The sequence below is a fragment of the Streptomyces sp. NPDC030893 genome (genome assembly GCF_055571535.1).
Map to the genome: position 1 here is coordinate 129044 of NZ_JBVIFC010000013.1, position 15649 is coordinate 144692.

The following is a 15649-nucleotide window of genomic DNA, read 5'->3' on the forward strand; positions in this document are numbered from 1 at the left end:
TCCGACCATGGGACTGAGGTGACCCGATGACCGAAGTGCTCCTTCTTCTGGCGGCGATCCTGCTCTCGCTCGCCTGTGGGGCGTTCGTCGCGGCCGAGTTCTCCCTCACCACCGTGGAGCGGAGCGAGCTCGAACGGGCCGTCGAGCGCGGCGAGCGGGGCGCGGCGGGCGCGCTCAAGGCCGTACGGAGCCTGACCTTCCAGCTCTCCGGCGCGCAGCTCGGCATCACGGTCACCAACCTGGTGATCGGCATGCTCGCGGAGCCGTCGATCGCGGCGCTGATCTCGGGACCCCTTCAGGACATCGGTGTCTCCGGTTCCATGGCGCGCTCCCTGGCACTGGTGATCGGCACGGCCCTGTCGACCGTGTTCCTGATGGTGGTCGGCGAGCTGGTGCCGAAGAACTGGGCGATCTCCTCGCCGCTGGCCGTGGCCAAGCGGGTCGGCAACGCGCAGCGGTGGTTCAGCACCGCCTTCCGCCCGTTCATCACCCATCTGAACAACGCGGCCAACCGCATGGTGCGCCGGCTCGGCCTCGAGCCGGCCGAGGAACTGGAGTCCGCGCGCGGGCCCCAGGAACTGGCGGCGCTCGCCCGGCACTCCGCCAAGGAGGGCGTGCTGGAGCCGGACACCGCCGAGCTGTTCGTCCGCACGCTGAACCTCGCGGACCTCACCGCGGAGAACGTGATGACCCCGCGCGTCCAGGTCATCGCCCTGGAGGTGCAGGCGACCTGCGAGGACGTGGCGAACGTGACCCGGGCGACGGGGCTGTCCCGGTTCCCCGTCTACCGCGAGACCCTCGACGCCGTCGTCGGCACCGCGCACGTGAAGGACGTACTGGCGCTGCCGGCGGAGCGCCGCGCCCGGGTCCCGGTGTCGGAGCTGATGCGTGAACCGCTGCTGGTCCCCGGATCGCTCACCGTCGACCGGCTGCTGGACCGGCTGTCCGGACGGCGCACCATGGCCGTGGTGATCGACGAGTACGGCGGCACGGCGGGAGTGGCCACCCTGGAGGACATCGTCGAGGAGGTCGTCGGCGACGTGCGGGACGAGCACGACCCGCACGAGACCCCCGAGCTGGCCCGGGCCGGCACCGACGAGGACGGGCGCGCGCTGTTCTCGGCCGACGGCGCCGCGCGCGTGGACCAGCTCGCCCGGGTCGGCCTGCGCGCGCCGGAGGGGCCCTATGAGACCCTCGCCGGGCTGGTGGCCGCCCGGCTGGGCCGGATCCCCGACGCCGGCGACACCCTGGAGACGGCGGGCTGGCGGCTGGAGGTGGTGGACGCCACCGGACGCCGCGCGGCACGCGTCCTGCTGCACGCGCCGGCCGGTGACCGGCCCGCCGCACCGCCGCGGACGGCGGGGACCACGGACGACAAGGGGGCGCGTCGATGACCGTCGTACAGCTGCTGATCGGTCTGGCGACGCTGGTCGTCAACGCCTTCTTCGTGGGCGCCGAGTTCGCCCTGATCTCGGTGCGCCGCAGCCAGATCGAGCCGTACGCGGACCGGGGCGACCGGCGCGCCAAGAGCGTGCTGTGGGGTCTGGAGCACGTGTCGGCGCTGATGGCGGCCGCGCAGCTCGGCATCACCCTGTGCACGCTGGTCCTCGGCGTCGTCGCCGAGCCGGCGATCGCCCACCTGCTCGAACCGGTGTTCCACGCGGTGGGTGTGCCCGACGGCGCCGGGCACGCCGTGTCGTTCGTGATCGCGCTGACGCTCGCGACCTATCTGCACATGCTGTTCGGCGAGATGGTGCCGAAGAACATCGCGCTCGCCGAGCCGGTGCGCAGTTCGCTGCTGCTGGGTCCGCCGCTGGTGGCGCTCTCCCGTGCGCTGCGCCCGGTGATCTTCACGATCAACGCGTTCGCCAACACGCTGCTGCGGCTGCTGCGGGTCGAGACGCGCGACGAGGTGGTGGCGTCCTTCTCGGACGCCGAGCTGGCCCAGATCGTGAAGGACTCCGGCGAGGCCGGCCTGATCGACGACCGCGCGCGGGAGCGGCTGCACGACGCGCTGGAGCTGGGCCGGCGGCCGGTGCGGGACGTCGTGCTGCCGCTGAAGCGGGTGGTCTACGCGCGCGTGGGCGTCACCCCGGAGGGCCTGGAGCGGCTGTCGGCGCAGACCGGGTTCTCCCGGTTCCCGGTGGTGGACGAGCAGCGGCGGATCGTCGGCTATCTGCATGTGAAGGACGCACTGGACGCCTCACCGCGCGACATGCCGTTCCGCCCGGCGGAGATGCGGCCCATCGCCCGGGTTCGGGAGGGCACGCCGATGGACGACGTGCTCACCGCGATGCGCGGCAGCCGTACGCATCTGGCGGCCGTCCTCGGGGCGGACGGGCGGCTGGCGGGCCTGGTGACGATGGAGGACGTGCTGCAGGAGCTGTTCGGGCAGCGGGCCTGAGCGGCGGCGAACCCGACCGACCGCTGGGTATGTGCCAGGGGATACCATCTCTGTCGCCATGCAGACGAACCCCACCCACAGCAGCCTCGTCGCCCTGGGCGACTCCTTCACCGAGGGCATGTCCGACCTGCTCCCCGACGGCACCTACCGCGGCTGGGCGGATCTCCTCGCCGGGCGGATGGCGGCCGCCGCTCCCGGCTTCCGGTACGCCAACCTCGCGGTGCGCGGGAAGCTGATCCGGCAGATCGTCGACGAGCAGGTGGAGGTCGCCGCGGCCATGGGGGCCGATGTGGTCACCCTGGTCGGCGGGCTCAACGACACCCTGCGGCCCAAGTGCGACATGACACAGGTGCGGGACCTGCTGACCGAGGCGGTGGAGCGGCTGGCCCCCCGGTGCAAGCAGCTGGTGCTGATGCGCAGTCCCGGCCGCCAGGGGCCGGTCCTGGAGCGGTTCCGGCCGCGCATGGAAGCGCTGTTCGCCTGTGTCGACGAGCTCGCGGCACGGCACGGAGCGCTGGTCGTCGACCTCTACGGTGCGCCCTCGCTCGGCGATCCCCGGCTGTGGGACGTGGACCGGCTGCACCTGACCGCCGACGGGCACCGCAGGGTCGCCGAGGCGGTGTGGCAGACCCTGGGCTACCCGCCGGAGGACCCCGAGTGGCATCTGCCCCCGGAGGCGACGCTCCCTCCGCGCTGGGCGGCCCGGCGGGTCGCGGACGCCCGGTTCGCCCGGCAGCACCTGCTGCCGTGGATCGGCCGCCGGCTCACCGGCCGTTCCTCGGGCGACGGCCTGCCGCCGAAGCGGCCCGAGCTGCTGCCGTACGAGGCCCTGTAGCGGCGTCCTGTGGCTTCCTCCAAGTCACCCCGTGGCGCCGGCCTGCAGGAATCGCCAGTAGACTCCCTGTACGTGACTGCTGCGCCCGCCAAGCCCCGTATCCCGAACGTCCTCGCCGGACGCTACGCCTCCGCCGAGCTCGCCACGCTCTGGTCGCCCGAGCAGAAGGTGAGGCTGGAGCGGCAGCTCTGGCTCGCCGTGCTGCGGGCCCAGAAGGACCTCGGGATCGAGGTGCCCGACGCGGCGATCACCGACTACGAGCGTGTCCTCGACACCGTCGACCTCGCCTCGATCGCCGAGCGCGAGAAGGTCACCCGGCACGATGTGAAGGCGCGGATCGAGGAGTTCAACGACCTCGCCGGGCACGAGCACGTGCACAAGGGCATGACCTCCCGCGACCTCACCGAGAACGTCGAGCAGCTTCAGATCCGGCTCTCCCTGGAGCTGATGCGCGACCGTACGGTGGCCGTGCTGGCCCGCCTGGGCCGGCTGGCCGGTGAGTACGGCGAGCTCGTCATGGCCGGCCGCTCGCACAACGTGGCCGCGCAGGCCACCACCCTCGGCAAGCGGTTCGCGACCGCCGCCGACGAGCTGCTCGTCGCGTACGGCCGGGTGGAGGAGCTGCTGGGCCGCTACCCGCTGCGCGGCATCAAGGGCCCGGTCGGCACCGCGCAGGACATGCTGGACCTGCTCGGCGGGGACGCGGAGCGGCTGGCGGAACTGGAGCGGCGGATCGCCGGGCACCTGGGCTTCTCGCAGGCGTTCACGAGCGTGGGCCAGGTCTACCCGCGCTCGCTGGACTACGAGGTCGTCACCGCGCTGGTGCAGCTGGCCGCCGCGCCGTCGTCGCTGGCGAGGACGATCCGGCTGATGGCCGGGCACGAGCTGGTCACCGAGGGCTTCAAGCCGGGCCAGGTCGGCTCGTCCGCGATGCCCCACAAGATGAACACCCGGTCCTGCGAGCGCGTCAACGGGCTGATGGTGATCCTGCGCGGCTACGCCTCCATGACCGGCGAGCTGGCCGGCGACCAGTGGAACGAGGGCGACGTGTCCTGCTCGGTGGTGCGCCGGGTCGCGCTGCCGGACGCGTTCTTCGCGCTCGACGGCCTGCTGGAGACGTTCCTGACGGTGCTCGACGAGTTCGGCGCCTTCCCGGCGGTCGTCGCCCGGGAGCTGGACCGCTACCTGCCGTTCCTCGCCACCACCAAGGTGCTGATGGGGGCGGTGCGCGCGGGCGTCGGCCGTGAGGTGGCGCACGAGGCGATCAAGGAGAACGCGGTCGCCACGGCCCTGGCCATGCGCGAGCGCGGGGCCGAGCGCAACGACCTCCTCGACAAGCTCGCCGCCGACGAGCGGCTGCCCCTGGGCCGGGGCGAGCTGGAGGCGCTGATGGCGGACAAGCTGTCCTTCACGGGCGCCGCGAGCGGCCAGGTCGGCGCCGTCGTCGGCCGTATCGACGAGATCGTGAAGCAGCGCCCGGAGGCCGCCGGTTACACCCCCGGGGCGATCCTCTGAGGCGCTTCACCCAGGAGGAACTGGAGGCCGCCCGCGACCGCCTCGTACCGGACGTGGCCGCGGACGGCCTGCGGGTGCTGTTCTGCGGCATCAACCCGGGTCTGATGACGGCGGCGACCGGCCACCACTTCGCCCGCCCCGGCAACCGCTTCTGGCCGGCCCTGCACCGCTCCGGCTTCACGCCGAGGCTGCTGCTGCCCGCGGAGCAGCGGGAGCTGCTGTCGTACGGGCTCGGCATCACCAATGTGGTGGCGCGGGCGACCGCGCGGGCGGACGAGCTGAGCGCCGAGGAGTACCGGGAGGGCGGGCGGCTGCTCGCCGTGAAGGTGGCCCGGCTGCGTCCGCAGTGGCTGGCCGTGCTGGGCGTCACCGCGTACCGCGCGGCGTTCGACGACCGCACGGCCCGCGTGGGTCCGCAGGCGCGCACCATCGGCGAGACCCGGGTGTGGGTGCTGCCCAATCCCAGCGGGCTGAACGCGCACTGGACGCCGGCCGCGCTGGCGGAGGAGTTCGGCCGGCTGCGGGAGGCCGCGGCGGACCGGTGACGGCCGGTGGTCAGGGCGGGGCGGTCTCCGTGACCACCGCCAGCAGCCGGAGCTCGTCGCCCGGGTCCCGGTCCGCGACCGCCACCGCGACCCAGCGTCCGGTACCCGGGACCTCCCACAGCCACGCCACCTCCGCGCGGGCGCACAGCCCGGCCCACGGCTCGGGTATCTCCTCCCGCTCGGTGCGCAGCAGCACCGTGCGCAGATTGAAGGGGCTGACGTCCCCCCAGCGGGAGGCCAGCACCTCGTAAACGGCGTCGCGGCCCTTCTCGTACTCGTCCACCGCGACCGCCCGGTCGGCCGGGTCGCCGTCGCTCGGGCCCGGGCCGCTCTCCAGTACCGCCACATGGTGACCGGGTGCCCCGAAGCCGACGTCCGACGGGCCGTGCTCCGCCGGGAAGGGGCGGAAGCACAGCTCGTCGACGAGGGCGATGTGCCGTGCGATGTTCATGGGTCCAGTAAACCCGCCGCCACTGACACTTGGCGGTGCGTCAGCCCGCCGCCCCGTCAGGCGTCCCTGCGGCGCAGGCTCCGCGCACCGGCCAGCAGGGCGGCGGCCGTCCACAGTGCGGCCACGGCAAGTCCCGTCCACGGGCCCAGCATTCCCTCGGGGGTGTGCCTCAGCACCGCCGTTCCGGCCCGGTCGGGCAGGAACTCGGTGGCGGTGCCCGCCGCGTCGCCGATCACGAAGGAGACCACCAGGATGAACGGGATCAGGATGGAGAGGGTGGCGACTCCGCTGCGCAGCAGGGTGGTGAGGCCGGCCGCGAACAGCGCCATGAGGGTCAGGTAGACGCCACAGCCGAGCACACCGCGGATCTGCTCCGCCGCGGTGAGGCCGCTCGCCGCGTCGCCGAGCCCCGCCCGCGCGACGAGAAGGGCGGCCAGGCCGGTCGTCAGCCCGGCGAGCAGGGCGGGAACGGCGATCGCCGTGACCTTCGCGGCGAACCAGCGCCCCCGTTGCGGGACCGCGCCCAGCGAGACCCTGAGCGCTCCGTTGTGGTACTCCGCCGATACGGCCATGGCGCCGAAGGCGATCGCGGCGATCTGCCCCGGGAGCACCCCGGACAGGGCCGTGAACAGCGGGTCGAAGTCCGGGTCCGAGGCACCGTCCACTCCGGCGATCGCGGAGAACGCCGTGGTCACGGCGAACAGGGCGAGCAGCGCGCCCGGGAGCGAGCGAACGGTGCGGATCTTCAGCCACTCGGCGTGGAGCACGGGTGCGAACTGCATGGTCAGGCCTCCTGGTGCGATGCGGCGAACTCGGTCTCGGCTGCGGTCAGGTCCAGGTAGGCCTGCTCCAGTGTTCCCGCGTCGGCGGTGAGTTCAAGGATCGGCACGCCCGCCGCGGACGCGAGGCGCCCGATGTCGTCCACGCGCGCGTCCGGCACGGTCCAGTGGCCGTCCGGGTGCTCGACGGCGTCGTGGCCGTGCCGCGCGAGGGCGCCCTTCAGGGCGGTGGCGTCGGAGGTGCGGATCCGGACGGCGGGCCGGACACGCGCGTCGATGAACTCCCGCATCGGGGTGTCGGCCAGCAGCCGGCCGCGGCCGAGGACGACGAGGTGGTCGGCGAACGAGGCGGTCTCGTTCATCAGATGGCTGGAGACCAGCACGGTGCGTCCCTCGTCGGCCAGCCGGCGCAGCAGGGTGCGGATCCACACGATGCCTTCCGGATCGAGGCCGTTGGACGGCTCGTCGAGGACGATCACCTCCGGGTCGCCGAGGAGTGCGGCGGCGATGCCGAGCCGCTGGCGCATGCCCAGGGAGTACGTCCGCACCCGGTGGCGCGCCACCGGCCCGAGGCCGGTCTCCTCCAGCACCTCGTCGACCCGGCGGTCCGGGATCCGGTGGCTCGCCGCGAGGACGCGCAGATGGTTCCGGCCGGTGCGGGAGCCGTGGGCGGCCTGCGCGTCGAGCAGGGCGCCTACGTGGCGCAGGGGTTGGGTGAGGGTGGCGTAGGCGCGTCCGCCGACGGTCGCCGAGCCCGACGTCGGGTGGTCGAGGCCGAGCAGCAGGCGCATGGTGGTGGACTTCCCGGCGCCGTTGGGGCCGAGGAAGCCGGTGACGCGGCCGGGCCGGACGCGGAAGGTGAGGTGGTCGACGGCTCGGCGGGTGCCGTACTCCTTGGTGAGGTCCTGGACGTCGATGCTGGTCATGTGGGTCAGCCTGGCCGTCGGACCGGGGGTATGACATCCCCCGGGCGGGGCGAGCGGCTCCCCCGCGCGGGGGAGGCCGGATGTCCGCGGGCCCTGACACCCTGTGGGGATGACCCGCATCCTGCGTCCGCTTCTGCGGGGGGCGACGTACTCGCGCCTGCTCCACCTGTGGGTGGCCTGGCTGCCGTTCAGCGTATGGATATTCATCTATCCGTCGGCACCATGGGTACCCGCGCTCGTGTTGCTCCCGCTGGGCCTTGTCCCCTCGGTGCGCAGGGTGGAGGGCATCCAGGCCCGGCTGATGCTGACGCCCGGTGAGCAGGAACCGGAGATCTCCCAGAAGCCGTCGGCGACAGCGCGGGACCGGCTGCGGACGGTGCTGTGGCTGGCCGTACGGATGGTGTTGATGGTCCTGGTGGGGTACGCCACGGTCTGGCCGCCGCTCGTGGCGTACTCCCTGGGCGAGGTCGCCGCGGGGGGCACGCCCGAGGGCGTGCCCGTGCTGGAGGAGGTGCAGCCGCACTGGGCGTACGCCCTGCTGGTGCCGTTCCCGCTGCTCGTGATGGCGCCGTTGCTCGTAGGGCTCGGCGATTTCGCCACCGCGGCGGCGCGCCGGCTGCTCGGCCCCGCCCCCGCGGAACGCCTGGCCGCGCTGGAGGCGAGGACGGAGCAGTTGCTGGAGCGCACCCGCATCGCGCGGGAGCTGCACGACTCCATCGGTCACGCGCTGACCGTCGCCGTCCTGCAGGCCGGCGCCGCGCGGGCGGCGGGTGATCCGGCCTTCACGGACCGGGCGCTGGGCGCCATCGAGGAGACGGGCCGGGCGGCGCTGGAGGATCTGGAGCGGGTGCTGGGGGTGCTGCGCGCGGCGGAGCGGCCCGTGGGCAGCCGTCCGGCGCTCGTGGACGCCGACCGGCTGCTGGAGTCCGCCCGCGCGTCGGGGGCGAAGGTCGACGCGGAGGTGACGGGCCCGCTGGAGACGGTGCCGGGCCCTGTGTCCCGCGAGGGGTACCGCATCCTTCAGGAGTCGCTGACGAACGCGCTGCGGCACGCGGGCGCGGTCCCCGTGCGCGTCCGGATCGGCGTCGCCGGCGGCACGCTCCTCCTGGACGTCCGCAACCCGCTGCCGGAGGACGGGACCGGCCCCGGGCGCGGCACCGGACTGCGCGGCATCCGTGAACGCGCCGCGCTCCTGGGCGGCCGCGCGTGGGCGGGGCCCGACGAGGGCGACTGGCAGGTGCGGGCGGAGCTGCCGCTGGGCTGACCTAGGCTGGCCGAATGCCGGTGACCGTGCTCCTCGTGGATGACGAACCTCTTGTACGCGCGGGTCTGCGGGCGGTGTTGGAGGCGCAGCCGGACATCGAGGTCGTCGGGGAGGCGGCCGACGGGGCGGCGGTGATTCCGCTGGTGCGGCGACTGCGGCCGGACGTGGTCGCCATGGACGTGCGCATGCCGCTGCTGGACGGGATCGAGGCCACGCGCGCGCTGCTGCGGTCGGTCGCGGAGCCGCCGAAGATCCTCGTCGTGACGACGTTCGAGAACGACGAGTACGTGTACGGGGCGCTGCGCGCGGGCGCCGACGGGTTCCTGCTGAAGCGGGCGCGGCCGGCGGAGATCGTGCACGCGGTGCGGCTGGTCGCCGAGGGCGAGTCGCTGTTGTTCCCCGCCTCGGTGCGCCGTCTCGCGGCCGAGTACGGCGAGGACGGCGGCAACCGGGCCGCGCGGGCGGTGCTGGAGCGGGCGCGGCTGACCGAACGCGAGGGGGAGGTGCTGCGGCTGATGGCCCGGGGCCTGACCAACGCGGAGATCGCCGCCCGGCTCGTGGTGGGGACGGAGACCGTGAAGTCCCATGTGAGCGCCGTGCTGGCGAAACTGGGGGCGCGGGACCGGACCCAGGCGGTGATCGCGGCCTACGAGTCGGGCTTCGTGGCGCCGGGATGAGCCCGGCCGGCGGGGCGGGGCGCGGGCGCCGCCGCCCGGAGGTCGCCGGGGTCCGCCGCGCCGAGTACGATCCGCCCAACATGCGCACGAGCTGGGAGGACGGACGGTGGGTCGGCTGACCGGCGGGGACCCCTCGCTGCTGCGAAGGATCAACTCCGCGGTGGTGCTGCACGCGTTGCGGGCCACGGACTGCGCGACGCTGACCGAGGTCTCGCGGGTCACGGGGCTGTCCCGGCCGACCGTCGAGGGCGTCGTGGAAGGGCTCATCGAGGCGGGGCTCGTCGTGGAGACGGCGGCCGAGGAGGGCACCGCGCGGCGGCAGGGCCGGCCGGCCCGGCGGTTCCGGTTCCGGGCGGAGGCCGGGCATCTGCTCGGGCTGGAGATCGGCGTGCACCGGGTGGCCGCGCTGCTGGCCGATCTGGACGGCCGGGTGATCGGCGCCGAGGCGCGGGAGGCCGACGAGACGGTCGACGCGGACGAGCGGCTGGAGCGGCTGCGCTCGGCCGTCGAGGAGCTGCTGCGACGGGCCGGTGTCCCGCGCGGCTCCCTGCGGGCCGTGGGCGTGGGCACCCCCGGGATCGTCGAGGCGGACGGCACCGTGCGGCTGGGCACGGCGCTGCCCGGCTGGACGGGGCTGAGCCTCGGGGAGCGGCTGAGCCGCTCCTTCAAGTGCCCGGTGCTGGTGGAGAACGACGCCAACGCGGCCGTCGTCGCCGAGCACTGGAAGGGCGCCGCGCAGGGCACCGACGACGTGGTGTTCGTCCTGGCCGGGCTGAGTCCGGGCGCCGGTTCACTGATCGGCGGGCGCCTGCACCGGGGGTACGGCGGGGCGGCCGGGGAGATCGGGGCGCTGCATCTGCTGGGCCGGGAGGCGACCCCGGAGACCCTGCTGTCGACGACGGACGAGCCGCTGCACCCGCTCGACGAGCAGGCGGTCGCCGCGGTGTTCGCCCAGGCGCGCGAGGGCGACAAACGGGCACTCGCGGCCATGGACCGCTTCATCCGCCGGCTGGTCCACGACGTGGCGGCATTGGTACTGGCCCTGGACCCGGAACTGGTCGTGATCGGCGGCTGGGCGGCCGGCCTGGACGGTGTACTGGAGCCGCTGCGCGGCGAACTGGCCCGCTACTGCCTGCGTCCGCCGAAGGTGTCCCTGTCGCTCCTGGGCGAGGCGGCGGTCGCCACGGGCGCGGTACGCCTCGCCCTCGACCATGTGGAGGAGCAACTGTTCGCCGTGGAGGGCTCGGTGACGGCGCGCCGCTAGCCGCCGTCCGGCGGCCCGGGCCGGAGGGTGCGACGGTGCGCTGTGAGCGCGGACGAGCGGTGTCCGGCGCACTCGGCTGCACAAGGGGTCTCGATGCGAGGGGTTCACCGGTCGGGCGGGGCCGCGTGCGGGGGCGTACCGATGACCCGCGCCTCCGGCACGGTCCCCGGGACAGGCCCGGGTGGCGCTTCCCGGGTTCCCCCGCGTACGCGTCCCGCCCGACCGGGCGCGCATGTCATCGACCGCGCTGCCGCCAGGACCGGCACGTCACCGCCGGGGTGTGAACCCGCGTGGGGGCCACGTCCCTCCCCCGCGCGGACGGCGTGTGGCGCTCGGATCAGGAGGCCCGGCGTTCCGGGCCGTGGTGGATCTGCACGCCGCCGGAGTCGCCGAACGTCAGCCGGCAGGTGTCCGCGCGGTACGTCGCCACGGAGAGCGCCGCCGTGCGGCCGCGGGCGATGTAGCGCGTGGTGACGACGAGGACGGGGGCGCCCGGCAGCCGGTCCAGCTCACGGGCGTCGTCCGCGCGGGCGGAGCCCAGCTCGACGGCGTTCTCCTGCCGTTCCAGCTCCAGGCGCTGCAGTTCGCGCAGCACCGCACGCGCGCGCTGCGCGCCGGACGGCACGTCGATGCCGGGCAGGGCGGGCACCGAGTCCGCCGAGACGTACAGCAGTTCGGCGGCGACGGGCTGGCCGTGGGACACGCGGGAGCGCCGCACGACGTGCACGGGCTCCTCGCCGCCGGTCACCAGGGTCTCGGCGACGGCGGCCTGTGGCACCTCCAGGGCGCAGTCGAGGGTCTGCCACGCGTCCAGCGGTCCGCCCGGCCAGGCGTGCTGGGCCGTGCCGACGGAGACGCCCACGCGGGGCGGGGCGACGGTGGTGCCCACGCCGCGGCGGCGCTGCAGCCTTCCTTCCAGCTCGAGCTGCTCCAGGGCCTGCCGGAGCGTGGCGCGGGCGACGCCGAAGCGGGCGGCCAGGTCGCGCTCGTTGGGCAGGATCTCGCCCACCGAGAACTCCGAGTCCAGCGCCTCGCTGAGCACGGTCCTGAGATGCCAGTACTTCGGTTCCGGCACCGTTTCCAGCTGCGTGGTCCCCACCCTGTCCTCCACGATCGCCGTGTCCGGCGGCGTTTTAGCGCCCTTGTTTATTAAAGGTTGTTTCACTTCTCTGCGACGATAAGGCGGCCCTCACCCTTGGTCAATACCAATCGGCACGACGAAGGGGCCCCCGGTCGCACCGGGGGCCCCTTCGGGGGGGGCGCTCCTACGGGACGGCGGGGAGCGCGCGGAGCTTGTCGGGGTTGCGGATGATGTACACCGTCTGGACGCGTCCCGCGGTGACGCCGAGCTGGACGACGGAGTCGGGTTCGCCGCCGGACAGGACGAGGAGGGCGGGGCCGGCGTTGAGTTCCAGGAAGCGCACGGTCATGTCCCGCTCCCCCTTGCCGGCCACTCCGTGCAGGAAGCGCCCCACGTGGTCGGCGCCCTCCAGGACCCGCAGCGGGGCACGCGACTTGCCGCCGCTGTCGCCGACCAGCCGTACGTCCGGCGCGAGCAGTTCCATCAGCCCCGCCAGGTCGCCGCCGGCCGCCGCGGCCAGGAAGCGCTCGGTGAGGTCACGGCGCCGGGCGGGATCGACCTCGTAGCGCGGGCGCCGCTCCTCGACGTGCCGGCGGGCGCGGCCGGCGAGTTGGCGCACCGCCGGTTCGCCGCGGTCGAGCAGGGAGGCGATGTCGGCGTACGGATAGCCGAACGCCTCGCGCAGGACGAAGACCGCGCGTTCCAGCGGCGAGAGGGACTCCATGACGACGAGCACGGCCAGCGAGACGGAGTCGGCGAGTACGGCCCGCTCGGCGGTGTCCGGGACGGTGTCGCCGAAGTCGGTGGCGTACGGTTCGGGCAGCCAGGGGCCGACGTAGGTCTCGCCGCGCGCCTTGATCTGGCGCAGCCGGTCGACGGCGAGGCGGGTGGTGACGCGCACCAGGTAGCCGCGCGGCTCGCGCACCGCGGACCGGTCGCCGCCCGACCAGCGCAGCCACGCGTCCTGGACCACGTCCTCCGCGTCGGCCACCCGGCCCAGCATGCGGTAGGCCACCCCGAGGAGAACGGGACGGTGTTCCTCGAAGACGTCGGTCACGGTGTCGGCGTTCACGGCACCATCCCAGCCGACCCGTGTGACCGTGTCCAGGCGGCGCCGGCGGGCCGCGGGCGGTGCGGGGCCCGGCCGGGAACCGGGGGCTACCGGCTGGTAGCAATTGCTGACAAGCTGTCTACGGCGTCAGGCGGCGTCCGTTTCCGCGAGTCCCAGACGAGGAGCACCCTCATGTCCGCGACCGTCTCCTTCAAGGTCACCTCTCCCCTCGGCCCGCAGCCCGTGACCCTGTCCTACGCGCGCGTGGGACGCGGCGAACCGCTGCTCCTGCTGCACGGCATCGGCCACCACCGCCAGGCCTGGGACCCGGTGGTGGACATCCTGGCGACCGAACGCGAGGTGATCGCCGTGGACCTGCCCGGATTCGGCGCCTCCCCGTCGCTGCCGGACGGCCTCGCCCACGACCTGCCGACCATGAACGCCGCCCTCGGTGCCCTGTGCGAGACGCTGGAGCTGGACCGGCCGCATGTCGCCGGCAACTCGCTCGGCGGTCTGCTGGCCCTGGAACTCGGCCGCGAGCGGCTCGTACGGTCCGTCACCGCCCTGTCGCCCGCGGGTTTCTGGACCCAGGCCGAGCGGCGGTACGCGTTCGCCGTGCTGCTCGGCATGCGCGGGGTCGCCGAGCGGATGCCGCTGCCGCTGGTCGAGCGCCTCGCCCGTTCCGCGGCCGGCCGGGCCGCGCTGACCAGCACCATCTACGCCCGTCCCGGCCGCCGTTCGCCGGAGGCCGTGGTCGCCGAGACGCTCGCGCTCGCCGGAGCGACCGCCTTCACCGAGACGCTCCGCGCGGGCACCACCGTACGGTTCACCGACGACGTGCCCGGCATTCCCGTGACCGTCGCGTGGGGCACCCGTGACCGGCTGCTCCTCCCCCGGCAGGGCGTCCGCGCGAAGCGGACCATCCCCCGGGCGCGGCTGATCCGGCTGCCGGGCTGCGGCCACGTACCGATGAACGACGACCCGGCGCTGGTCGCCCGCGTCGTCCTCGACGGCAGCCGCTGAGCGGCCCGCGCGGCGAGCGCGCGGGGTGCGTCACGGCTGCCTGCCGGGCGCGCCCTCCCCCGCCCTCGCGATCGGCTGTTCACCCGGGGTTGGTCTGCGCGCCGCGCCGACCGCGTAGGTGTGGCAGCGCACACTGGCCGGATCCAGTCCCGGGAGGCGCATCCATGTCCCACCGTCCGTTCCCAGGCCGTCGCGCCGTACTGCGCGGCTCGCTCGCGGCCTCGGCGGCCCTGTCCCTGCCCACCGCGCTCGGCACGGCGCCCGCCTTCGCCCGCTCCGGACGCCCGGAAGCCGCCTGGGGGGTGCAGACGGGCGACGTGACCCACGACTCGGGGCTGGTGTGGGTGCGGTCGGACCGTCCCGCCCGGATGATCGTCGAGACCTCGGCGACGGAGTCGTTCCGGCGCGCACGCAGATGGCGCGGCCCGCTGCTCGGCCCGGGCACCGACTTCACCGGCACCACCCGGCTGCGCGGGCTGCCGCCGGGCGAGCGGATCCACTACCGGGTGCTGCTCGCCGACCCCGACGACCCGCGCCGCGGCGGTGAACCGGTGACCGGCACCTTCCGTACGGCGCCGGCCCGGCGGCGCGACGGTGTGCGGTTCCTGTGGTCGGGCGATCTCGCCGGTCAGGGCTGGGGCATCAACCCCGACCTCGGCGGCTACCGCATCTTCGACGCGATGGCCCGGCTCGACCCCGACTTCTTCCTCTTCAGCGGCGACACCGTGTACGCCGACGGGCCGGTCGCGGCGACCGCCGCCCTTCCGGATGGCGGCGTCTGGCGCAACATCACCACCGAGGAGAAGTCCAAGGTCGCCGAGACCCTCGCCGAGTTCCGGGGGAACTTCCGCTACAACCTGCTCGACGAGAACCTGCGCCGGTTCAACGCCCGGGTGCCGTCGATCGTGCAGTGGGACGACCACGAGGTGCGCAACAACTGGTACCCCGGCCAGCGGATCGCGGACACCGACACGCGCTACACCGAGAAGAGCGTCGACGTCCTGGCGGCCCGCGCGCGGCGCGCGTTCAGCGAGTACTTCCCGATGTCGGCACTGCGGCCGGGCGCCCGGGAGGGCCGGGTGTACCGGGTGCTGCGGCAGGGGCCGCTGCTCGACGTGTTCGTGCTGGACATGCGGACGTACCGGGGCGCCAACTCCACCGGTGACCAGCGCGTGGACCCGCAAGGCATCCTCGGACGGGAGCAACTGGACTGGCTCAAGCGGGAGCTGGCGCGGTCGCGGGCGGTGTGGAAGGTGATCGCCGCCGACATGCCGATCGGCCTGGTCGTGCCGGACACGACCGAGGGCCGACCGCACGTGGAGGCGGTGGCACAGGGCGACCCGGGTGCGCCGCTGGGCCGGGAACTGCAGATCGCGGAGCTGCTGCGGTTCGTCAAGCACCGGCGGATCACCGGCACCGTGTGGCTGACGGCGGACGTGCACCACACCTCGGCGCAGCACTACCGGCCCGCGCAGGCCGCGTTCGGTGACTTCGAGCCGTTCTGGGAGTTCGTCTCGGGACCGCTGAACGCGGGTGCCTTCCCCGCCGTCGCGCTGGACGGCACCTTCGGTCCCGAGCGGGTGTGGGTGAAGGCGCCGAGCGTCTCGAACGTCTCCCCGGCCGGGGGTTACCAGTTCTTCGGCGAGGTCGACATCGACGGTGACAGCGGCGAGTTGACGGTGCGGATGCGGGAGCAGGACGGCACGGTGCTGTTCACGAAGACGCTGCAGCCGGGCCTGGTCGGCCAGTAACGCAGCACATCAGACAGAAGTGCGCCTTTACTCGTCAGTCACGGCATGTTCGTGATCACGAAACACGATTCCTTCACAGTGGC

The 15649-nt window shown here is 73.9% G+C and carries 15 protein-coding genes; 10 read left to right on the top strand and 5 right to left on the bottom strand.

Annotation, left to right across the window (positions count from 1 at the left end; all coding sequences use genetic code 11):
- Nucleotides 1-26 precede the first annotated feature (26 nt).
- The 5 genes from ACZ434_RS23645 (at nt 27) to mug (ending at nt 5299) form a co-directional block, all read left to right on the top strand.
- Nucleotides 27-1394 carry a hemolysin family protein gene (locus ACZ434_RS23645; protein ID WP_468458954.1) on the top strand — a complete coding sequence of 456 codons (1368 nt, stop codon included), beginning with the start codon at nt 27-29 and terminating at the stop codon, nt 1392-1394.
- Nucleotides 1391-2404 (top strand): hemolysin family protein, encoded by a 1014-nt coding sequence (locus tag ACZ434_RS23650; RefSeq protein ID WP_468458956.1) that lies wholly within the window; start codon nt 1391-1393, stop codon nt 2402-2404. Before ACZ434_RS23645 ends, ACZ434_RS23650 begins: the two co-directional genes overlap by 4 nt.
- Before the next feature lie 58 nt (nt 2405-2462).
- Nucleotides 2463-3239 (top strand): SGNH/GDSL hydrolase family protein, encoded by a 777-nt coding sequence (locus ACZ434_RS23655; protein WP_468458958.1) that lies wholly within the window; start codon nt 2463-2465, stop codon nt 3237-3239.
- Between the two features lie 72 nt (nt 3240-3311).
- The gene (gene purB / locus ACZ434_RS23660) at nt 3312-4754 is read left to right on the top strand and encodes an adenylosuccinate lyase (RefSeq protein ID WP_468458960.1); all 1443 of its coding nucleotides are present in this window, start codon (nt 3312-3314) and stop codon (nt 4752-4754) included.
- A complete protein-coding gene (gene mug, locus ACZ434_RS23665; protein ID WP_468459155.1) occupies nt 4751-5299 on the top strand; it encodes a G/U mismatch-specific DNA glycosylase in 549 nt (182 codons plus the stop codon). Before purB ends, mug begins: the two co-directional genes overlap by 4 nt.
- Nucleotides 5300-5309: 10 nt before the next feature.
- Here mug and ACZ434_RS23670 read toward each other — a convergent pair whose 3' ends face one another.
- From ACZ434_RS23670 to ACZ434_RS23680, 3 genes are read right to left on the bottom strand one after another with little or no spacing between them, the layout of a single operon-like run.
- Complete coding sequence (locus ACZ434_RS23670) at nt 5310-5750, bottom strand: hypothetical protein (protein WP_468458962.1); 441 nt, start codon at nt 5748-5750, stop codon at nt 5310-5312.
- A 56-nt stretch (nt 5751-5806) separates the two neighbouring features.
- Nucleotides 5807-6532 (bottom strand): ABC transporter permease, encoded by a 726-nt coding sequence (locus ACZ434_RS23675; RefSeq protein ID WP_468458964.1) that lies wholly within the window; start codon nt 6530-6532, stop codon nt 5807-5809.
- Between the two features lie 2 nt (nt 6533-6534).
- Nucleotides 6535-7455 carry an ABC transporter ATP-binding protein gene (locus tag ACZ434_RS23680; RefSeq protein WP_468458966.1) on the bottom strand — a complete coding sequence of 307 codons (921 nt, stop codon included), beginning with the start codon at nt 7453-7455 and terminating at the stop codon, nt 6535-6537.
- Between the two features lie 109 nt (nt 7456-7564).
- Here ACZ434_RS23680 and ACZ434_RS23685 point away from each other — a divergent pair, with 109 nt between their 5' ends.
- The 3 genes from ACZ434_RS23685 (at nt 7565) to ACZ434_RS23695 (ending at nt 10660) form a co-directional block, all read left to right on the top strand.
- Entirely contained in the window at nt 7565-8719 is a 1155-nt protein-coding gene (locus ACZ434_RS23685) for a sensor histidine kinase (protein WP_468458968.1), read from the top strand.
- Nucleotides 8720-8733: 14 nt separating this feature from the next.
- Nucleotides 8734-9396: a response regulator transcription factor gene (locus ACZ434_RS23690; protein ID WP_468458970.1), complete on the top strand. Its 663-nt coding sequence runs from the start codon at nt 8734-8736 to the stop codon at nt 9394-9396.
- Between the two features lie 106 nt (nt 9397-9502).
- Nucleotides 9503-10660 carry an ROK family transcriptional regulator gene (locus ACZ434_RS23695; protein ID WP_468458972.1) on the top strand — a complete coding sequence of 386 codons (1158 nt, stop codon included), beginning with the start codon at nt 9503-9505 and terminating at the stop codon, nt 10658-10660.
- 337 nt (nt 10661-10997) lie between these two features.
- Here the strand turns inward: ACZ434_RS23695 and ACZ434_RS23700 are convergent, their stop codons facing one another.
- Nucleotides 10998-11759, bottom strand: a complete 762-nt coding sequence (locus tag ACZ434_RS23700) for a GntR family transcriptional regulator (RefSeq protein ID WP_468458974.1) — start codon at nt 11757-11759, stop codon at nt 10998-11000.
- Nucleotides 11760-11925: 166 nt separating this feature from the next.
- A complete protein-coding gene (locus tag ACZ434_RS23705) occupies nt 11926-12813 on the bottom strand; it encodes an RNA polymerase sigma-70 factor (RefSeq protein ID WP_468458976.1) in 888 nt (295 codons plus the stop codon).
- A 171-nt stretch (nt 12814-12984) separates the two neighbouring features.
- Between ACZ434_RS23705 and ACZ434_RS23710 the strand changes: the two genes are divergently transcribed.
- Together ACZ434_RS23710 and ACZ434_RS23715 are read left to right on the top strand one after the other, a co-directional pair.
- Complete coding sequence (locus tag ACZ434_RS23710) at nt 12985-13815, top strand: alpha/beta fold hydrolase (protein ID WP_468458978.1); 831 nt, start codon at nt 12985-12987, stop codon at nt 13813-13815.
- Nucleotides 13816-13979: 164 nt separating this feature from the next.
- On the top strand, nt 13980-15566 hold the full coding sequence (locus ACZ434_RS23715) for an alkaline phosphatase D family protein (RefSeq protein WP_468458980.1): 1587 nt from the start codon (nt 13980-13982) through the stop codon (nt 15564-15566).
- The last annotated feature ends 83 nt before the right edge of the window (nt 15567-15649 follow it).

Bases quoted from the DNA above. Each gene is read 5' to 3' on its own strand.
- ACZ434_RS23670 (WP_468458962.1), bottom strand. From the start codon at position 5,750: ATGAACATCGCACGGCACATCGCCCTCGTCGACGAGCTGTGCTTCCGC.
- ACZ434_RS23655 (WP_468458958.1), top strand. From the start codon at position 2,463: ATGCAGACGAACCCCACCCACAGCAGCCTCGTCGCCCTGGGCGACTCC.
- ACZ434_RS23645 (WP_468458954.1), top strand. From the start codon at position 27: ATGACCGAAGTGCTCCTTCTTCTGGCGGCGATCCTGCTCTCGCTCGCC.
- ACZ434_RS23680 (WP_468458966.1), bottom strand. From the start codon at position 7,455: ATGACCAGCATCGACGTCCAGGACCTCACCAAGGAGTACGGCACCCGC.
- ACZ434_RS23685 (WP_468458968.1), top strand. From the start codon at position 7,565: ATGACCCGCATCCTGCGTCCGCTTCTGCGGGGGGCGACGTACTCGCGC.
- ACZ434_RS23710 (WP_468458978.1), top strand. From the start codon at position 12,985: ATGTCCGCGACCGTCTCCTTCAAGGTCACCTCTCCCCTCGGCCCGCAG.
- ACZ434_RS23675 (WP_468458964.1), bottom strand. From the start codon at position 6,532: ATGCAGTTCGCACCCGTGCTCCACGCCGAGTGGCTGAAGATCCGCACC.
- ACZ434_RS23650 (WP_468458956.1), top strand. From the start codon at position 1,391: ATGACCGTCGTACAGCTGCTGATCGGTCTGGCGACGCTGGTCGTCAAC.
- ACZ434_RS23715 (WP_468458980.1), top strand. From the start codon at position 13,980: ATGTCCCACCGTCCGTTCCCAGGCCGTCGCGCCGTACTGCGCGGCTCG.
- ACZ434_RS23690 (WP_468458970.1), top strand. From the start codon at position 8,734: ATGCCGGTGACCGTGCTCCTCGTGGATGACGAACCTCTTGTACGCGCG.